Consider the following 18,077-nt stretch of genomic DNA (forward strand, 5'->3'; position numbering starts at 1 on the left):
TCGAAAATGAATTACTGAGCTTCTATTCGTTCAACAATTATTTCATCGCCAAGGCAGGCGTTGGGGTCTTCGTGCCAGTCGAGTTTTACCTGAATCGGGAAGTTTGGATTGTGGAGTTTTAGATTGCTGCCTGGCGGAACAGTGTCGAATCTGTAAGTGCTGTCAGCTATTTCAATAAAGTAACCACCGCAGCAGCTGCATTCGCGGTTATCAATTCCGGTTATTATTCCTTCGCTTTCATACTCGTGATCCTGCACCGAGCAGCTCAAAAATCCGATGAGCAGGATGATGATATAAAATATTTTTTTCATCGTAGATCCTCCTTGATTCATTTCTTTACCTGACTGCATTTAATATCTCATTGCTAAAATATTTTTATTGCGGAGTGAATCAAGTTAATTAATCTACCCTTACAGAAATTTGATTATCCACAAACGGATAAAACCGAAAATTCGATCTATGAAACATTAATTTTGTAGGGGCGTATAGCATACGCCCTGATTCATTATCACCATTTGAATTCAAATCCTGGGGCGAATTCAATTCGCCCCTACGATGGATTTATTAAAGCAATTCTTTTTTCTTCTCTTCCTGATCTTTCCTTTCTTCGATTAGCTGCTGATTCCAGTTGTATTCTCTTATCCATTCATCAACAGAGAATTTTATTATAAAACTGTAGAAGTAAAATGGTACCATATAATAGACGGGCATCCAGATCATAAATTCAAGACCGTCCTGAAAAATTATAAAAAATAAAATGACGGGAATGATAACTATTATGAAATACGAAGCCAGCCATCCATATCGCTTTTCTCTATATAGAACATAAACAATAAATGGTGTGACCAAAACAGGAGGACTTATGGCGACCAAAATTAGTATAACGAATACCGGGTTAGAAATTTTAAGAAAAGTAAGAACGTGTTGACCCAAAAAGAATATTCCCGCTGCTGCCGGCGGCAGTGTATAATTAATCACCAGCAATTTTCTTAACCGCTGAACAGCATCGATATCCCTTATTATTGGTGATCCACTTATCATCTGTCTTAGTTGATAAAAAAGTCCTGAATCAAAATTTCTCGCTTACTTTTTACCGGCGATCTTGTACTGAATAATACTTGCTTTCTCCATCGTGATCATCCCGCCGAAGTTTGCTTCTTCAAAAATACCGTTCAATACCGGAATGAATTCTTCAATCTTTTTTTCTTCATCAACAATTTCGATTACCAATGGTAAATCTTCGGAGAGTCTCAGCACTTTGGTAGTATGTATTCTGCTGGAAGCACCAAATCCCATAATTCCTTTTGTTACAGTTGCACCTGCTAATCCTGCTTTGCGTGCGTCGAGGACAATCTTTTCATAAACCGGAACGTGATTTATTTTATCGGATTCACCAACGAATATTCGTAATAATTTTGCTTCACCTTCGATATGCATTTCACCCTCCGATAATAATTTTTGATAAAATATAAGCCAGATAAACAGCAATCATTGTAAGAATAACGTTCAGCAGAATATTGGCACCGGCAAGAAGAAATTCTGAATCCTGAAAAAGTTTTACTGTTTCATAAGAGAAAGTGGAGAAAGTTGTAAGGCCGCCGCAGAGACCAACAGTAAGGAAGAGTCTCATTTCAGAGGAAATAAGTTTCAGCGAATCGAAATAAAATAAAACCAGACCGATGATGAAGCTTCCGATAATGTTTACCGCTAGCGTTCCATAAGGAAATAACGAAGTCGAGCTTCTTTGAACAAAGTCTGAAATAAAATATCTGAGCATTCCACCAAGTCCTGAACCAACTGCGACAATTATATATAACTTCATTTTCCTTTTCAGATTTATCTCAAAGGTTTGTAATATTCATCCAACTCCCATTTGAGCGGGTTAAGTTCAATATAATTTCTGATGTTCTGTAAATCGACTTCATTTCGGATTATGTGCTCATAATAATTTCTCTGCCAGATTTTTAATTCAGTATTTTTTGTTAATTCTCTGATACGTTTTGTTACTGCAGATTTGAATCCTCTGATAATCGCACCCAATGATTGCGATGGAGATTTAAATTTATCATTTGTAGGGGCGTATTGTATACGCCTCGATTCATTATTACCGGTTGAATTCAATTCTAGTCTTAAATTCATTCCTTGGGGCGAATTCAATTCGCCCCTACCGTTTATTATTATATTTCCATGTAAATGATTTGGCATTATAACATAATAATCCAAATCAACATTATTCCTGATTTCTTTTGTTTTTAACCATTCAACCTCAACAATCTTTCCGAATTCGTTCAGAACCATCTTGCCTTTAACGATTTTCCCGAACAAATATTTTCTTTCATATGTACAAACTGTAACATAATACCACCAAGGAGTAGAATAATCAAATTCTTTTAATCTGATTGACCGACGCTGATTTTTTGGCTTGTCATTATTCATTATGATTAGTTGAAAAATTTAACCAACTAACTCTTCAAATAATTTCCTAAATTTTTTCAAATCCTCCCAGCAATCTTTTTTCCAGTGCGGATTGCGAAGCAGCGCAGCTGGATGATACGTAACGATCACTTTTGCACCTTCGTACTCATAAATACTTTTTCTTAATTCACCGAGTGACTCTCTTTTTTTCAACAAGCCTTTAGCGGCAGTCAAACCAAGACACAAAATTAATTTTGGTTTTATGAGTTCACATTGTTTTTTAAGATATGGCATACAGGTATCCATTTCATCTTGCATCGGAGTTCTGTTTTCGGGCGGTCGACATTTGACAACATTACCAATGTAAACTTCTTCTCTTGAAAACTTAATTGCTTTGAGCATATCAGTTAAAAGCTGTCCGGCTCTTCCGACAAAAGGCAAACCCTGTTTATCCTCTTCTGCACCGGGACCTTCTCCGATAACTAATACATCTGCGCTTGGATTGCCGGTTCCAAAAACAAATTTATTTCTGCCCTTATGAAGCCTGCATTTTGTGCAGCTGCTGACAAGCTTTTCGAATTGATCAAGGGATACTGCTTTTTCCCAATCTTCTTTTTCAGCTTCAAACAACTGCGGTTCTTCGAATAAAACTTCCGGTTCTTTTACAACCGATGATATCTTTTTCTTTTTGGGGATGAATAATTCATCGCCAAAAATTTCTTTTTGAATAGTTAATCTTTTTATTATTTCTTTTTTCGATGGCTTACTCATGGTCTTTTACAAAATATTTTTTGCTTCGGTTAATATTTTGTTTGCAACCTGGAACTTGGAAAGCAATGGAAGCTTAATTGATTTACCATCCTGCTTGATTATTGTCACTTTGTTTGTGTCAACTTCAAAGCCGGTTTCTTTGCCCGGAGAGTTTAATACAACCATATCAAGATTTTTCTCTTTCAGTTTTTTCTTTGCGTTGGCTAATTCATTTTGAGTCTCAAGTGCAAAACCGATTACTTTTATTTTTTTTGAATTTATTGAAGAAAGAATATCAGGATTTAATTCAAGTTTAAGCTCAAGTGATGTTTTATCCTTTTTAATTTTGTTTGAAACAATCTTAGTCGGACGAAAATCAGAAACAGCAGCAGACATTATAAGCAAATCATTTTTAGTTATCTCTTTCTTAACTGCTTTTTCCATTTCCGAAGCGGAGCGAACATTTATTGTTTTTATTTCGGGATAAATGCTTTGTGAAGAAGGACCCGAAACTAGAGTAACATCTGCACCTCTCAAGAATGCAGCTTTTGCAATCGCATATCCCATTTTGCCGGAAGAGCGATTTCCAATAAATCTCACCGGATCGATATCTTCATAAGTTGGTCCGCCAGTTACAAGTATTTTTTTACCCATCAAATCTTTTGAATAACCGGATAGAATCAGTTCAACTGCATCAATAATTTTATTTGTATCGGCTAACCTTCCATCTCCGGAGAGTCCGCTTGCCAGTTCACCAGTTTCCGGATAGATGATGTAATGCCCAAGTTTCTCCAGCTTAACAAGATTTTCTTTATTGATTGGATTGTTGAACATATCCACATCAGCGGCAGGAGCTACTACTAAAGGAGAACGAAGTGCTGTTACCAGAGTTGTTAATGCAGTGTCAGCAAATCCATATGCAATCTTTGCAATTGTATTTATTGTTGCTGGAGCAATAAGCATTATATCTGACCACAATGCAAAATCAATATGCCAGGTTGAAAGGCTTGTTCCATCTTTTTGATTTTTAGGAAATGTATTGACCACTACTTCATTGTGTGAGAGTGTCGCTAATGTGAGTGGAGTAATAAATTCTGTTGCGGAAGGTGTCATTACAACTTTTACTTCTGCGCCTCGTTTGACAAACTCCCTGACAATTAAAGCTGATTTATATGCTGCAATACATCCTGTAACTCCAAGGAGAATTTTTTTCCCCGATAAAGAATCTGTAATCATGAAAGTTCTTTCAAATTGTTTGACTTAATTTAATAGAAATACAAACAAGATATTTAAAATAATAAATCCGGCATGCAGCCGGATTCAACAAGTTGAACTATTAAAATATTTATTATTTATACTCGAATTCTATTTTGCCATCAAGAAACTCACTGAGTGCCTGAAGATGAGGTTTCTTTCTCTGTTCCATATCAAGAGCAATTTTCAACTGAGCCGGATTATCAATGTCTTCACTTTCATCATCTGTAGTAGCTTCAGGAATTGTGCTAAGTAAAGCGTTAAACTCAATTTTATTTTCAGCATTGATCTGCCTTGCTTTTTTAGCGGTGACAATAATTCCTTCATAGACATTACTTGCCCGTTTATCGATTTCTCTTAAATCAATCGGTGTTATTTCCATTAACTAATTCTCCTTTAATATTTTTTCAACTAAACTTTTTGCTTCTTTAATTGCAATTTCTAGATCTTTATTTTCAATTATGTAGTCAAATTGATCTTTCAGGCTAAGTTCCATCTTAGCCCGTTCAATCCGTTTCAAAAAATCAGACTCACTTTCAGTATTTCTTTGCTTGAGTCTTTTAACAAGTTCTTCGAAACTGGGAGGCGAAATATATATTAAATGTGCATACGGGTAAAGTCTTTTTATTGTGAGCGCACCCTTTACATCAAGTTCCAGGAGAACAGGCTTTCCGCCCTTAATATTTTCTATTATAAAGCTCTTTAAAGTTCCATAATAGTAATCGTAAAACTTCTCCCATTCAATGAAATCTTCACTTTTTATCTTTTTTTTGAATTCTTCCTCGGAAAGGAAAAAATACTCAACACCGTTTTTTTCAGTCTCTCTCTTCGGTCGGGTGGTTGCGGAGATCGAAAAGACCACCTGAGGAAAGGTTTTAAGAATTTCTTTTACTATTGTAGTTTTACCTGCACCACTCGGAGCTGAAAATACTAATATTTTTCCTACAGCATTACTCACAATTACTCGATATTCTGGATTTGTTCTCTTATTTTTTCAATTTCTTCCTTTATCAACACAGAGTGATGAATGATTGATGTTGAAACTGACTTGGAAGAAATGGTGTTAGTTTCGCGGTTCATTTCCTGACAAAGGAAATTTAATTTTTTTCCCGGCTCCTTTTCATTCTTTACACTTTCTTTAAAGAATTTCAGATGACTCCTTAATCTTACACATTCTTCTGTTATATCTGCCCTATCAGCAATCAAAGCAAGCTCAAGATTAAGCCTGTCTTCACTTATTTCTGCATTACCCAATAATTCTTTTATTCGCAGCTTAAGTTTATCATAATATTCGTTAATATTTTTTTTGTATTCATCTTCAATCTGCGAAACTATCTTAACAATGTTTTCAATTCTGGCTGAAAGATCTTTTGACAATTCAGTCCCTTCTTTCTTTTTCATTGAAATCAATTTGTCAATCGCCTTATCGAGTGCTGACTTAACCAGTTCAAATTCAGCTTTACCGATTTCTGTATCCTGCGAGACAAATAATTCCTTACTTGCAAGAAGATGTTCCAATTTTATTTCATCAGTTATAGCCGCTGCTTTTTTAATTTTCCTGATAAGTGACAAGTGCTTTGAAAGTTTTTCATCATCCACAGAAACAAATCCGTTTTCAATCCCGTCCTTCTTGAAGTGAAGTATAACACTGAGTTTTCCGCGCTGAACTTTTGATTTAATGAATTCTCTTATTTCATAATCGTAAGGAGATAGTAACGGGGGAAGCTTTAAGGAAATTTCAAAGAACCTGCTATTCACGCTCTTAACTTCCGCTTCGACAGATATTTTGCTTTTTGATGCACTCCCTTTTCCAAAGCCTGTCATGCTGTATATCATAATATCCCTGTTGATTTAATTCAAAATTAATTTTTGTTGTGAAAGATAGTGATAAGTAATCAAACCGGATTAATCAGAATGCTTCACCTATACCAAAGTGGATTACCATTGTGTCAAAAAACTGTTTGTTAAAAATAAATTTCTGATCCTTAGGATCGTAAAACTTAAAACCAAAATCCAGCCTGAATGGCGCAATAGGTGAATAGTACCTAATACCTGTTCCAACAGCCAGAGCAATCTGATCAATTCTTATATCCTTGAAATTATTCCAGGTATTACCGTAGTCAGTAAAAAACGCAAAGCCATATTCCTCTTCAAATTTTCTGCGATATTCAAAACTTCCTTCGAGCAAAATATTTCCACCTCTGATTTTCAGCTCTTCATTAAGTGAAGGCGGGAATATAGTCTTGTTAAAAAGTGGATCAGAAGGTACTAATTCTCTTCCTCTCCATCCTCGTACTGAATTGCTGCCTCCAGCAAAAAAAGTTTGGTTTGGAGAAACGAGCGCTGCGTCGCCACTAATCATTTGAATGTAACCGGCTTTAACTTTGATACCAAAAATTGTGAATTTATCTCTTGAAATTGTATTATATAATCCACAGGTAAGCTGCATCTTAAAATAAAAACCCAAAGAATCTACAGCCAGAATAGATTGCCCGCTTCTGAGGTTTAGTGCATTATATTCAACATTTGCTGAGGATACTTCGGAAATCAAAGAAATGATCCTTCCTTCTGTTGGATAGAAAAGATCATCGGTATTTGTTGAACCAATTTCTGCACCCAGCGAAGAAGTAAATGTCTTAGGACTTACAGAAAGTGTATCTTCAAATTCAGGGATGCTATAGCTTAATCTGTCAAATCTTAAGTATGGATTTAACAGATTTATGAATGTGTATCTGGGCAAATCAAACGCTGATGTAAAATTTGCCCCGTAATTCTGATAATCAACAGTATTGATATTATAAGATTTTACATAACCCTCAAGTCTTCCTGCGACGTTCCTGCTGAAAAGGAAGGGTTGTTCAATTATAGCGGAGAGATCTACTTCGGTCTGAAAAGTTTCTTCAAACAAATCAGAGTCAAAACTTATGTTGGTAACATCATTTATTCTAAAACGCGCTCTGATAGTCAGTTTTCTCGCATCACCAAGAAAATTTTTTCTTATATAACTAGCACCTACACCAACATTAAAATAACCAAATTCATTATCGGCAAATACTTCAGGGGAGAGCTCGTTTAAACTACCGACAGTTCCTTTGATCAGAAGACGTGCCTTACTGCTCATTGAACTTATCGTATCAGCTGTGAGATTAATTGAAGTGAAAAGTCCGGTACGTGCAAGGCGTACTCTGCTTTTTGAAATTTCTCTTTCCCTGTAAACGTCCCCAACATTTATATCGGTAAGGTATGTAATCAGATCGTAACTCACTTCAGAGCTTGATTCACCATCGCTTTCAATTTTAATATCACCATAAGTGTACCATCTGCCACGATTAAAATAAGTATAAATATCAGCCTTAGCATTTACGGTATCAATTTTCACCACAGTACTGTCATAGCGTGCAAGCATGAAGCCATTATCTTTTAAATAAGTAATAATAGCATCATTTTTTGTCTGCACATTTTCCTGAACATATCTTTCCCAGGTTGGATATTCTTTATATTCTTCGATTGCCTCGTTCATTTCTTCGCTGAGATTGTCAAGTCCGGTAAAACGAACCTTTCCATAAGTATGTCCGGCATTTTCTTTAATGAAATAAGTAAGTTCCGCTGATTTACCAACTGAGTCTACGACGAATGAAGAACTTATTTCTGCTTTAAAGAATCCATTAACTGCGTAATAAGATTTTAAAGAAATAATGTCAACTGAGATAGTAGTTGAATCAAAATAATTCGGTGGAGAACCAAGAAATACAATTGTATTGTATAAAAACCGCCAGAACCAGAATGGATTTTCCTCACTTTGTATAACGGCTTTAAGTTCTGCGTCTGTGAAGGTTTCATTGCCTTCAAAGTTTATTGACGATAATTCGTAATCTTCGAATTCCTGTGCCAGATGAGTAATACTTAAACAGAAAACAATTAATACAGTGTTTAAGAAAAGCTTCATCAGGGAGTAATATTTTTTCTAAATTGGAGAAACAATTCCTCACCAAACAATTTTTACCGGGATTTAAATTTATTATAGTGCTTTTTCAACTAATCTCAGGTTTGGATAATCTCTCCTGAAATAACTTACGAAAAATGTTTTGATCATCGGATTATCAATATTCTCAGTCAGATCAAGAGAAACCCTCCCTTCGGTAATAACTGAAAGATGTGCACTATAAACTTTTAGTTTTTTCATATCGATTACATGAGAATAAACATCTCCGCTGGCGTTGCCCAAAAAGTAATTTTTTGAATTATAGTATACCAGCTCATTTTCGATGTGGGAAAATTTTATTTTATTGACTATACACTGAACAAATGACCCATTGAGCAGCCCGGTTTCGAATTTAACTTTGAATTCACCTTCATCCCAGCTGATGAGGTAAAATTTTATTCCCCATTCATTTTTATCTGAAACCTCTTTACCAGCAACAATTGATTTTACTGAATCAGTTTCAAAGTATCCTGCAGTCGTGAATGAAACATCATCTCCGATTAAATCTTTAGCTGTCTTCAGCACAAGTTGTTCATTTTCGAAAAGATTGTGTGGCGGAGGTTCATAAGATTTTTTACACCCACCAAAAAAAACTACAATCACTGTCAGGGATAAAACGATATGTATTTTACTTGATAACAACTTCGGTTCCCTCTCTTATTACTGAATGAATTTCATCGATGTTTTCGTCACTCAATGCAATCGAACCATTTGTCCAGTTAAAAACAAACGGAAGATTTTTAAAGATATAGTTTAATTCTCCAATGCCATGAATTCCAATATTGCCACCTAATAATCTGTGATATCTGGTGCAACCTTCATAATAATACTGAAATTTAATATCATTGAATTCTTTTTGAGAGATCCATCCTCTCCTCAAAGCGTTTGCACCATCTTCAAGATTCGGATAGTCGATCTGAAAAAATTTATGATATTTGTGATTAATAGAGATTTTACAAATTCGATATTTACCAACAGGAGTTGCTTTATCATCGGCTCTCGTTTTTGGTTCCTGGAGTGATTTTCCGAAACTCACTCTGTAATTTTTTATCAGGACACTGTCTTCATAAACTCCTAGTGTGTAATTGCGGCGATCAACAATTAGTTTGGGATTATTTATTTCAGTGTATCCAGCTTTAATCATCGCTTCGGAAAGTGGAATTTCACGAAGGTTTAGAATAATTCCATACACCAATATGCCGAAAAAGAAAAGAACGATAGCTAAAGTCAGATAAATAATATTTTTGAGAACTTCTTTGTTAAGATAGTCGGCAGCATTCACCGGTCCCAACTTCATTTTTTTTAATTTTTCAAGCAACTTCAAGCTTCGTTGAAACTTTCCAAAATATTTAATTCATAATTATTTAATATAAAATTTACTCAAAAATCAAATAATTTTTAACTGCAATATTGAATATGCTTACCGAAGAATTGACTGTATAATTAATTCTCAGGATGTACATAAAAAACCCGGTCTGCAAAACCGGGCTTTAAAATGAAATATAAAATGAAGTTATACTTCCATAATTTCTTTTTCTTTATGCTTAAGAATATCGTCAATTAATTTTATGTGATCGTCAGTCAGCTTCTGCATTTCTTTTTCAGCGTCGTGCAACTGGTCCTCAGTCATCTTTTTATCCTTCTGTTCTTTTTTAAGATGATCGTTTGCATCACGCCTGACGTTTCTGATAGCAACTTTAGCTTCTTCACCAAATTTTTTTACAAGTTTAACAAGTTCTTTCCTTCTTTCTTCATTTAATGGTGGAATTGGAATTTTCAGATTAGTTCCATCGCTTATCGGATTAAGACCGAGGTTAGCTTCGAGGATCGCTTTGTCTATAATCTGAACCATTTGTTTTTCCCATGGAGTAATGGAAAGAGTATGTGCATCGAGTACTGACACGTTACCAACCTGATTAAGCGGGACCATATTTCCATAATAATCAACCCTGATGCTGTCGAGTAGCACGGTTGTCGCTTTGCCGGTTCTTACTTTTGCGAGCTCACTTCTTAATGTTTCTATAGTTTTATCCATTCTGCTTTTAGCGTCTTTTATTTGCTGATTCATAATAACCTCTGTTTGTTATTAAACTTCTTTTGAAATTTTTTCTCCATTGTTTATAAGAGTGCCTACATCTTCACCTGAGACAAGCTTGAGTAAATTATCGGGAACATCCATATTGAATACTATCATCGGCAGATCATTTTCCTGGCAAAGACTTACCGCTGTTAAATCCATAATTCGTAAATTCTTTTTTAACACATCCAGGTATGAAATATTTTCAAACCTCAATGCATCAGGATTTTTTTCGGGATCGCTGTCAAAAACACCATCTACTCTTGTTCCTTTGATTATTACATCGGCTTTTATTTCAACTGCGCGAAGCGATGCTGCTGTATCTGTACTAAAATATGGATGACCTGTACCCGCACCAAAAATCACAATTCTTTTTTTCTCAAGATGTCTGATCGCTCTTCTTCGTATATAAGGTTCGGCAATTGCTTCCATATTTATTGCACTCATCAGACGGGTATAAATTCCTTTTTTCTCAATAGCATTTTGAAGAGCAAGTGAATTAATCACCGTAGATAACATGCCCATCTGATCGCCGGTTGCTCTGTCAATTCCCTGCGAAGTTGCACTGAGTCCGCGATAAATATTTCCGCCGCCAATAACAATCCCGAGTTCAACACCCGTTTTATAAGCCTTTTCAATTTCTGCGGAAAAAAATTCGAGCACATTATTATCAATTCCAAAACCCTGTGAACCCATTAATGATTCACCACTCAATTTGAGTAAAACTCTTTTATACTTTAAGCTCATTACATCCTGAAAAATTTTATGTTTAAATATAAAAAAAGGTCTTAATATTATTAAGACCTTCTACTTTGAAATTATTTCTTCTCATCACCGAGATGGAAGCGGTCAAATCTTGAGACCTTTGCTGCAGACCCGTGTTTAGTATTGAATTCTTTCAGCAGATCGCCAACAGTTTTTGAATTATCTTTAATGAACGCCTGCTCAAGAAGAACATTTTCCTGGTAGAATTTATTCAATCTTCCCATCGCAATTTTCTCAAGCATCTGCTCGGGCTTTCCTTCTTTCTTTGCAAGCTCTTTGTATATTTCGATTTCTTTATCAACAACAGCTTTAGGGACGTCTTCCCTTTTTACACTTATCGGATTCATAGCTGCAACCTGCATAGCCATATCTTTTCCAATTGTGTAAAGCTCATCGTTTCCTGATTTTACATCTTCGAATTTTATGAGCACTCCAAGTTTAGAGCCCATGTGAATGTAATCCACAAGCAAACCTGTCGTCGCTTCCACAAAATTGAAACGGGAGATTTCTATCTTTTCACCAACTTTGCCCAATACTTCGTTAACTTTATCCTGAACCTCAGTGTAGTTCATTAACTCAGTGACACTCTTGGGTCTGTATTTGTGAGCAGCATCGAGTACAAATTTTGCCAGATTAATAAAATCCTCACTCTTCGCAACAAAGTCGGTTTCACAATTGATTTCAAGAATTGTAGCGGAACGTTTATCATCCGAAACTTTAGTGACTACTAATCCTTCATTCGCTGATTTTTCAGCTCTCTTTGCAGCAACAGAAGCACCTTTCTTTCTTAAAATTTCTATGGCTTTCTGGATATCGCCATTAGCTTCTTCGAGTGCCCGTTTGCAGTCCATCATACCGGCACCGGTTCGTTGTCTTAAATCATTTACTTGTGCAGCAGTAATTGCCATAATAATTAGTTCCTTTCAAAATTAATTTTCGGAAGAAGTTTTTGTTTCTTCAGAATCTTTTTTTTCTTCAGATATATCTTCTTCTTTTTTGTCTTTTCTCTTCAAATGTTTCTTGGATACCTTTTTCTCTTCCGCTTGTTCAGTTTCTTCGTGATGCTCTTTCCGTGCTCTTTCTCTTTCAGCAATTTCCTCAGCTCTTCTTTCTTTGAACTTTGCCTGTCCTTCAATAACAGCATCAGCCATATGCTTTACGATAAGTTCAATTGTTTTAACAGCGTCATCATTTGCCGGGATCATATAATTTATATCATCAGGGTCGCAGTTCGTATCAACAATAGCAAAGACCGGAATGTTCAATCTTTTTGCTTCCTTAACTGCTATATCTTCCTTTTTAATATCGACTACAAAAACAACTCCCGGAAGTTTTCCCATCGTTTCAACTCCCTCGAGAATTTTTTTCAGCTTGTCGCGCTCCCGCGTAAGAAACAATCTTTCCTTCTTCGTAATCTTTTCGAAGGTTCCATCAGTTTCCTGTTTTTCGATGTTCTGTAATCTCTTTACACTTTTTCTGATTGTCGAAAAGTTTGTGAGCATTCCGCCAAGCCATCGCTCACTAACCCAGTTCATTCCGCATCTTTTTGCTTCGGATTCGATTACACCTTTTGCCTGCTTTTTAGTACCCACAAAAAGTACTGTGTTTCCCTGCGAAACAGCATCGACCATTTCCTGGTATGCTTGATTTAATAATCCAAGACTTTTCTTTAAATCAATGATGTGGATCCCATTCTTCTCCATAAAAATGAATGGTTTCATCTTGGGATTCCAGCGGCGTGTTAAGTGCCCGAAGTGTGCACCTGCTTCAATGAGGTGCGTCAACTCTACAGTTGCCATAAATATATCTCCTGTTTTTACCTGCCTACCGTCAGGCAGGTCTTCTATCTTCGTCTTCTCTACCTTTCACCCGACTACTGCCGGACACAGGAGGTAAATCGGAAGATATGAATGTTGATTAATTTAGTTTATTGTTAATTGTTGTTGGTTTTAGTTTCATAGTTTACAGTTTTAGTCTATAAGTTCAGCTCTAATTATTGAATCAAGGCTGATTACCAATTGACCAGAACTAAAAATAAATGAACCAATAACCAGATTATCTTTTAGAAAATTGAAATCTTTTTCTTGCTTTCGGTTGACCGTATTTCTTTCTTTCAACCATTCTTGGATCTCTTGTTAAAAGACCTTCTATTTTCAATGCCTGTCTGTATTCGGGATTCAAATCTATTAAAGCTCTCGCAATACCTAATCTTATTGCTTGTGCCTGACCTGTTGAACCGCCGCCCTTTACGTTAACGAACACATCAAATTTGCCTTTTGTTTCGGTTACATAAAAAGGTTTTGTTATGTCTTCACGACTAACAAGTAATGGGAAAGCCTTCTCAAACTCTTTTCCATTTACTGTCACCTTACCATTACCATTTTTCAATATAATTCTTGCTACAGATGTTTTTCTTCTTCCAATAAAAATTCTATCAGCCATTACTTCTCCGATGTGCTTAATAATTCTGGTTTCTGAGCTTTGTGCGGGTGTTCGGGTCCTGCATAAACTTTTAATTTCGTAATCAGACTTTTGCCTAATCTGTTCTTCGGTAGCATACCTCTAACAGCTTCCTGAATGACGTACTCTGGTTTTTTACTTTTCATTTCTTCGTAAGAACGAATCTTCTGTCCACCAGGATACATACTATGCCAGATATATTTTTTCAGTTCTTCGCGTTTGCCTGTCATTTTAACTTTGTCAGCATTAATTACAATCACGAAATCACCGGTATCCATATTCGGTGTGAAAATTGGTTTCGTCTTTCCTCTGATAACTGATGCAACTCTGGAAGCTAGTCTTCCTAACACCTGGTCCTTCGCATCAACAAGGTACCACTTTCGGGCGGCATCCTCGGTCTTAATGAACCTTGTCATACCTGTCTTTTTCAAAATAAACTCCTTCGTTAAACAAATTCAATTTTTGAGCCTGAAAAAATAAGCTCCTACCCTCTAAAAGTCAAGAAATTTAAAGTCCAATTAACTTGATGCTTTTTTTAACCATAGCAAAGTCCTCTATTTAATCCAGCAAGTACTGAAATGCTTAAAATCAAATCGACATAATCGATAGTAATAAAGCTTGAATTATTTGATGACCGAAGCGAAATTTGTAACTTTGTGCTCTAAAATTCAGTTTTTTTGTATAAATCCCAAGGATAAAATGAAATTTCTTGTAACCGGGGGATCCGGATTTTTAGGAATAAACTTAATTCGTTACCTTTATTCAAAAGGTCAACATATTAAATCTCTTGATCTTGTTGAATTTGATTATCCCGACATGAAAGACAAGATTGAGGTAATTAAGGGCGATATCAGAAATAGAGAGGATGCCGAAAAATCTGTTGAAGGAGTTGATATAGTTGTCCATTCAGCTGCCGCACTTCCATTATACGCTCCGGACGAAATTTTTTCAACGGATATCGATGGTACAAGAACAATGCTTGAAGCGGCAGAAAAATTTAAAGTTCAAAGATTCGTTCACATATCATCAACCGCTGTATACGGAATACCAGACCATCATCCTCTTTATGAAACTGATAAACTAGATGGAGTTGGTCCATATGGTAAAGCTAAAATTCAGGCAGAAGAAGAATGTTTAAAGTTTCGACATAAAGGAATGTGCGTTCCGATAATCCGGCCTAAATCATTTATTGGTCCCGAGCGGCTGGGAGTTTTTGACCTACTCTACGATTGGGCAAAGGATGGGCATGGCTTTCCAATGATCGGAAACGGAAAAAATCGTTACCAACTTTTAGACGTAGAGGATTTATGCGAAGCAATTTATCTTTGCTCTACGTTGGATAAAGAAAATGTTAATGATACTTTCAACATTGGCGCAAAAGAATTTACTACTATGCGGGAAGATTATCAGGCAGTTCTTGATTTTGCAGGTCATGGAAAGAAAATAAAAGGACTTCCGGAAAAGCCTATTATACTAACTCTCAAAGTTCTTGAATCAATGAAACTTTCTCCGCTTTACAAATGGGTTTACGAAACAGCGTCAAAAGATTCTTTTGTATCAATTGAAAAAGCAGAAAAAGTTCTCGGTTACAAACCAAAGTATTCAAACAAAGATGCTTTAATAAGAAATTATAAATGGTATCTTGCAAACCACGAAAAATTTAAAAATAAAACCGGTATTTCACACAGAGTTCCGTGGAAGCAAGGCATTCTTAAAATGGCAAAATATTTCTTTTAATTTCTATGATTTTAATAATTTCATTTCCAAAATATTAAGGAGGGAAAGATGGCTCAGAAGAAAGATTATCTTAAAGAAGTTATCGAACATATTGATATCAAAAAACACAATGTAGTCCCTTTAGTTGATGCTATGGAGAATATGGCTTTTACTGCACGAGATCTCAATCGCGCTGCAAGAATTTATGATATGATGATAAAAGATAAGAACTGCGGAATTATTCTAACGCTAGCCGGGAGTCTTTTCAGTGCTGGGCTGAAGAAAGTTGTTTATGATATGATCATGAACAATATGGTTGACGCAATCGTTTCAACGGGTGCGATCATTGTTGATCAGGATTTCTTTGAAGCACTTGGTTTCAAGCACTACAAAGGAACAAAATGGGTCGATGATAATAAAATGAGAGATCTGCACATCGACAGAATTTATGATACTTTTATTGATGAAGATGAGTTGAGAATTTGTGACGACACTTGCGCAAAAATATTCGATGGTATGGAACCAAAACCATATTCATCAAGAGAGTTTCTTTATGAGTTTGGAAGATATCTTGAAAACAACGGCGGACCAAAAGTAGATGATTCAGTTGTTTGGGCTGCTTACAAAAAGAATGTCCCGATTTTCGTTCCGGCTTTTTCAGATTGCTCTGCTGGATTCGGTTTCGTAGTTCATCAAACACAAAATCCTGATAACCACGTTTCTGTTGACTCAGCAAAAGATTTTGTTGAACTCACAAAAATTAAACTCGCAAGCAAAGACACAGGTATCTTTATGATTGGCGGCGGTGTTCCTAAAAACTTCACACAGGATATTGTTGTTGCAGCAGATATTCTTCAGGAAGATGCAACGATGCATAAGTACGCTGTTCAAATAACAGTTGCTGATGAAAGAGATGGTGCACTTTCCGGATCAACACTTAAAGAAGCAAGCTCGTGGGGTAAAGTCGAAACAACGTACGAGCAGATGGTTTACTCTGAAGCTACAGTTGCTATGCCTTTAATTGTTGGTTACGCTTATCATAAAGAAAACTGGAAAGAAAGAAAAGCGAGAGAGTTTCAGAAACTGTTTGCAAAAGTCGGCGTTACAGCCTGATTCTTTTTCCATCTATTTACTTAAAGTCACACTTATTATTGATATTAGTGTGACTTTCATCATTTAAAGTAATAAAATCGAATTGTTTTTTGCCTGATAAAAACTGAAATTTACTCTGTTTGTAGAAATAAGTAAGGTAAAGAAGAGTGAGAATTATAATCGCAGGGATGGGGGACGTTGGATATCATCTGGCAAAACAGCTTTCCAATGAAGAGCACGACATCATTGCAATTGATAAGGATCAGCAGAGGCTGAGTTATTTAGATTCTCTTGCTGATGTGCTTACCATCAACGGCTCCTCAACAAACATTTCAGTACTCAAACAGGCACAGGTTGAAAAAGCTGATCTTTTTGTGGCTGTAACCTCATTTGAAGAAGCAAATGTAACGAGTTCGATACTTGCTAAAAAACTAGGCGCAAAAAGAACCATAGCCAGAATAGGTAATTCCGAATATCTTGATGATGAGCTCGAATTCAGATTTCAGGATATTGGTGTAGATTTTATGATTTATCCTGAAGAGCTTGCAGCAAGAGAAATGGTCAACCTGATAATGAGAACTGCGGCAACAGATGTTATGGATTTTGAGGGAGGAAAACTTTCGGTAATTGGATTGCGGCTGGATAAGGAAGCTCCCGTCATCAGAAAAACCATTCTCGATATTGCTAAAGAATTTGAAACATACGATTTCAGAATTGTAGCACTCCAAAGAAATTTCAGAACTATAATTCCAAAAGGCAACGACAGGTTTTTACCAAACGACCAGGTATTCGTAATTACAAAACCTGAAGGCAACAGCGTTGTGATGAAGCTTGCAGGGAAAGAAGATATTAAGTTTGATAACATTATGATACTCGGCGGTAGTAAAATTGGTCACAGGGTTGCTCAATTGCTTGAAGATAAAATGACCGTCAAACTGATTGAATCGGATGAAGAGAAAAGTCTTAAGCTTGCCGACACGTTGAAGAGCACATTAGTGATTAAAGGAGACGGACGGGATATTGATCTGCTTGCCCAAGAAGGAATAATTGATGTTGATGCTTTTGTCGCCGTAACCGAAGATGCTGAGACAAATATTATCACATGTCTTATGGCAAAGCACCTTGGAGTAAAGAAAACAATCGGTCTCGTTGATAAAGTTGATTACATCCCGCTGACTCAAACCATCGGACTTGATTCTCTCATCAATAAGAAATTAATTGCTGCAAATAACATTTCCAGATTCATCAGAAAAAGTGAAGTACTTGCTCTGAGCACTCTTGAAGGCGTTGATGCGGATATTATGGAATATTTTGTCCAGGCAAACTCACCGATTACAAAAAAACCAATCAAAGATCTCAACTTCCCGAAGGAAGCAATCATCGGAGGTATTATCCGCGGGGAAGAATCTATTATTGCGGTGGGAGATACTAAGATTCAAAAAGGCGATAAAGTAGTTGTATTCTCTCTTCCCGGTGGTGTAAAACAAACGGAAAAGTTCTTTAAGTAATGAACTTCAAACTTGTCCTGAACATACTCGGTTTTTTATTAATATTAACCGGGTTGTT

At 36.1% G+C, this 18,077-nt stretch carries 22 protein-coding genes; 3 read left to right on the forward strand and 19 right to left on the reverse strand.

Annotation, left to right across the window (positions count from 1 at the left end; translation table 11 throughout):
• Positions 1-11: 11 nt before the first annotated feature.
• From IPM14_09915 to rplM, 19 genes are all read right to left on the reverse strand, one after another.
• The gene (locus IPM14_09915) at positions 12-311 is read right to left on the reverse strand and encodes a hypothetical protein (GenBank protein ID MBK9098407.1); all 300 of its coding nucleotides are present in this window, start codon (positions 309-311) and stop codon (positions 12-14) included.
• Between the two features lie 253 nt (positions 312-564).
• Positions 565-1,041: a hypothetical protein gene (locus IPM14_09920; GenBank protein ID MBK9098408.1), complete on the reverse strand. Its 477-nt coding sequence runs from the start codon at positions 1,039-1,041 to the stop codon at positions 565-567.
• A gap of 42 nt (positions 1,042-1,083) precedes the next feature.
• On the reverse strand, positions 1,084-1,437 hold the full coding sequence (locus IPM14_09925; GenBank protein MBK9098409.1) for a DUF190 domain-containing protein: 354 nt from the start codon (positions 1,435-1,437) through the stop codon (positions 1,084-1,086).
• 1 nt (position 1,438) lies between these two features.
• Positions 1,439-1,822, reverse strand: a complete 384-nt coding sequence (gene crcB / locus IPM14_09930; protein ID MBK9098410.1) for a fluoride efflux transporter CrcB — start codon at positions 1,820-1,822, stop codon at positions 1,439-1,441.
• A gap of 14 nt (positions 1,823-1,836) precedes the next feature.
• Positions 1,837-2,436, reverse strand: coding sequence for a transposase (locus tag IPM14_09935; GenBank protein ID MBK9098411.1), 600 nt, complete (start codon positions 2,434-2,436; stop codon positions 1,837-1,839).
• 18 nt (positions 2,437-2,454) lie between these two features.
• On the reverse strand, positions 2,455-3,186 hold the full coding sequence (locus IPM14_09940) for a uracil-DNA glycosylase (protein ID MBK9098412.1): 732 nt from the start codon (positions 3,184-3,186) through the stop codon (positions 2,455-2,457).
• 6 nt (positions 3,187-3,192) lie between these two features.
• On the reverse strand, positions 3,193-4,401 hold the full coding sequence (gene coaBC, locus IPM14_09945) for a bifunctional phosphopantothenoylcysteine decarboxylase/phosphopantothenate--cysteine ligase CoaBC (GenBank protein MBK9098413.1): 1,209 nt from the start codon (positions 4,399-4,401) through the stop codon (positions 3,193-3,195).
• Between the two features lie 112 nt (positions 4,402-4,513).
• Positions 4,514-4,801, reverse strand: a complete 288-nt coding sequence (locus tag IPM14_09950; protein MBK9098414.1) for a DNA-directed RNA polymerase subunit omega — start codon at positions 4,799-4,801, stop codon at positions 4,514-4,516.
• Between the two features lie 3 nt (positions 4,802-4,804).
• Positions 4,805-5,377: a guanylate kinase gene (gmk, locus tag IPM14_09955; protein ID MBK9098415.1), complete on the reverse strand. Its 573-nt coding sequence runs from the start codon at positions 5,375-5,377 to the stop codon at positions 4,805-4,807.
• 2 nt (positions 5,378-5,379) lie between these two features.
• On the reverse strand, positions 5,380-6,255 hold the full coding sequence (locus IPM14_09960; GenBank protein ID MBK9098416.1) for a YicC family protein: 876 nt from the start codon (positions 6,253-6,255) through the stop codon (positions 5,380-5,382).
• A gap of 73 nt (positions 6,256-6,328) precedes the next feature.
• A complete protein-coding gene (locus IPM14_09965; GenBank protein ID MBK9098417.1) occupies positions 6,329-8,365 on the reverse strand; it encodes a BamA/TamA family outer membrane protein in 2,037 nt (678 codons plus the stop codon).
• Between the two features lie 72 nt (positions 8,366-8,437).
• Positions 8,438-9,043 carry a hypothetical protein gene (locus IPM14_09970; protein MBK9098418.1) on the reverse strand — a complete coding sequence of 202 codons (606 nt, stop codon included), beginning with the start codon at positions 9,041-9,043 and terminating at the stop codon, positions 8,438-8,440.
• Positions 9,030-9,698, reverse strand: coding sequence for a L,D-transpeptidase (locus IPM14_09975; GenBank protein MBK9098419.1), 669 nt, complete (start codon positions 9,696-9,698; stop codon positions 9,030-9,032). Before IPM14_09975 ends, IPM14_09970 begins: the two co-directional genes overlap by 14 nt.
• A 216-nt stretch (positions 9,699-9,914) precedes the next feature.
• Positions 9,915-10,469: a ribosome recycling factor gene (gene frr, locus IPM14_09980; GenBank protein ID MBK9098420.1), complete on the reverse strand. Its 555-nt coding sequence runs from the start codon at positions 10,467-10,469 to the stop codon at positions 9,915-9,917.
• Positions 10,470-10,487: 18 nt separating this feature from the next.
• Complete coding sequence (locus tag IPM14_09985; protein MBK9098421.1) at positions 10,488-11,225, reverse strand: UMP kinase; 738 nt, start codon at positions 11,223-11,225, stop codon at positions 10,488-10,490.
• A 71-nt stretch (positions 11,226-11,296) separates the two neighbouring features.
• On the reverse strand, positions 11,297-12,151 hold the full coding sequence (locus IPM14_09990; GenBank protein MBK9098422.1) for an elongation factor Ts: 855 nt from the start codon (positions 12,149-12,151) through the stop codon (positions 11,297-11,299).
• Between the two features lie 21 nt (positions 12,152-12,172).
• Positions 12,173-13,042 (reverse strand): 30S ribosomal protein S2, encoded by an 870-nt coding sequence (gene rpsB / locus IPM14_09995; GenBank protein ID MBK9098423.1) that lies wholly within the window; start codon positions 13,040-13,042, stop codon positions 12,173-12,175.
• Between the two features lie 256 nt (positions 13,043-13,298).
• Positions 13,299-13,685 carry a 30S ribosomal protein S9 gene (rpsI, locus tag IPM14_10000; protein MBK9098424.1) on the reverse strand — a complete coding sequence of 129 codons (387 nt, stop codon included), beginning with the start codon at positions 13,683-13,685 and terminating at the stop codon, positions 13,299-13,301.
• Positions 13,685-14,119, reverse strand: a complete 435-nt coding sequence (gene rplM, locus IPM14_10005) for a 50S ribosomal protein L13 (protein MBK9098425.1) — start codon at positions 14,117-14,119, stop codon at positions 13,685-13,687. Before rplM ends, rpsI begins: the two co-directional genes overlap by 1 nt.
• A 283-nt stretch (positions 14,120-14,402) precedes the next feature.
• Between rplM and IPM14_10010 the strand changes: the two genes are divergently transcribed.
• The 3 genes from IPM14_10010 (at position 14,403) to trkA (ending at position 18,019) form a co-directional block, all read left to right on the forward strand.
• Positions 14,403-15,440, forward strand: a complete 1,038-nt coding sequence (locus tag IPM14_10010; protein ID MBK9098426.1) for an NAD-dependent epimerase/dehydratase family protein — start codon at positions 14,403-14,405, stop codon at positions 15,438-15,440.
• A gap of 48 nt (positions 15,441-15,488) precedes the next feature.
• Positions 15,489-16,532, forward strand: coding sequence for a deoxyhypusine synthase (locus IPM14_10015; protein ID MBK9098427.1), 1,044 nt, complete (start codon positions 15,489-15,491; stop codon positions 16,530-16,532).
• Positions 16,533-16,678: 146 nt separating this feature from the next.
• The gene (gene trkA / locus IPM14_10020) at positions 16,679-18,019 is read left to right on the forward strand and encodes a Trk system potassium transporter TrkA (protein MBK9098428.1); all 1,341 of its coding nucleotides are present in this window, start codon (positions 16,679-16,681) and stop codon (positions 18,017-18,019) included.
• The last annotated feature ends 58 nt before the right edge of the window (positions 18,020-18,077 follow it).

It is taken from the genome of bacterium, assembly GCA_016716565.1.
Taxonomy (GTDB): domain Bacteria; phylum Bacteroidota; class Ignavibacteria; order Ignavibacteriales; family Ignavibacteriaceae; genus IGN2.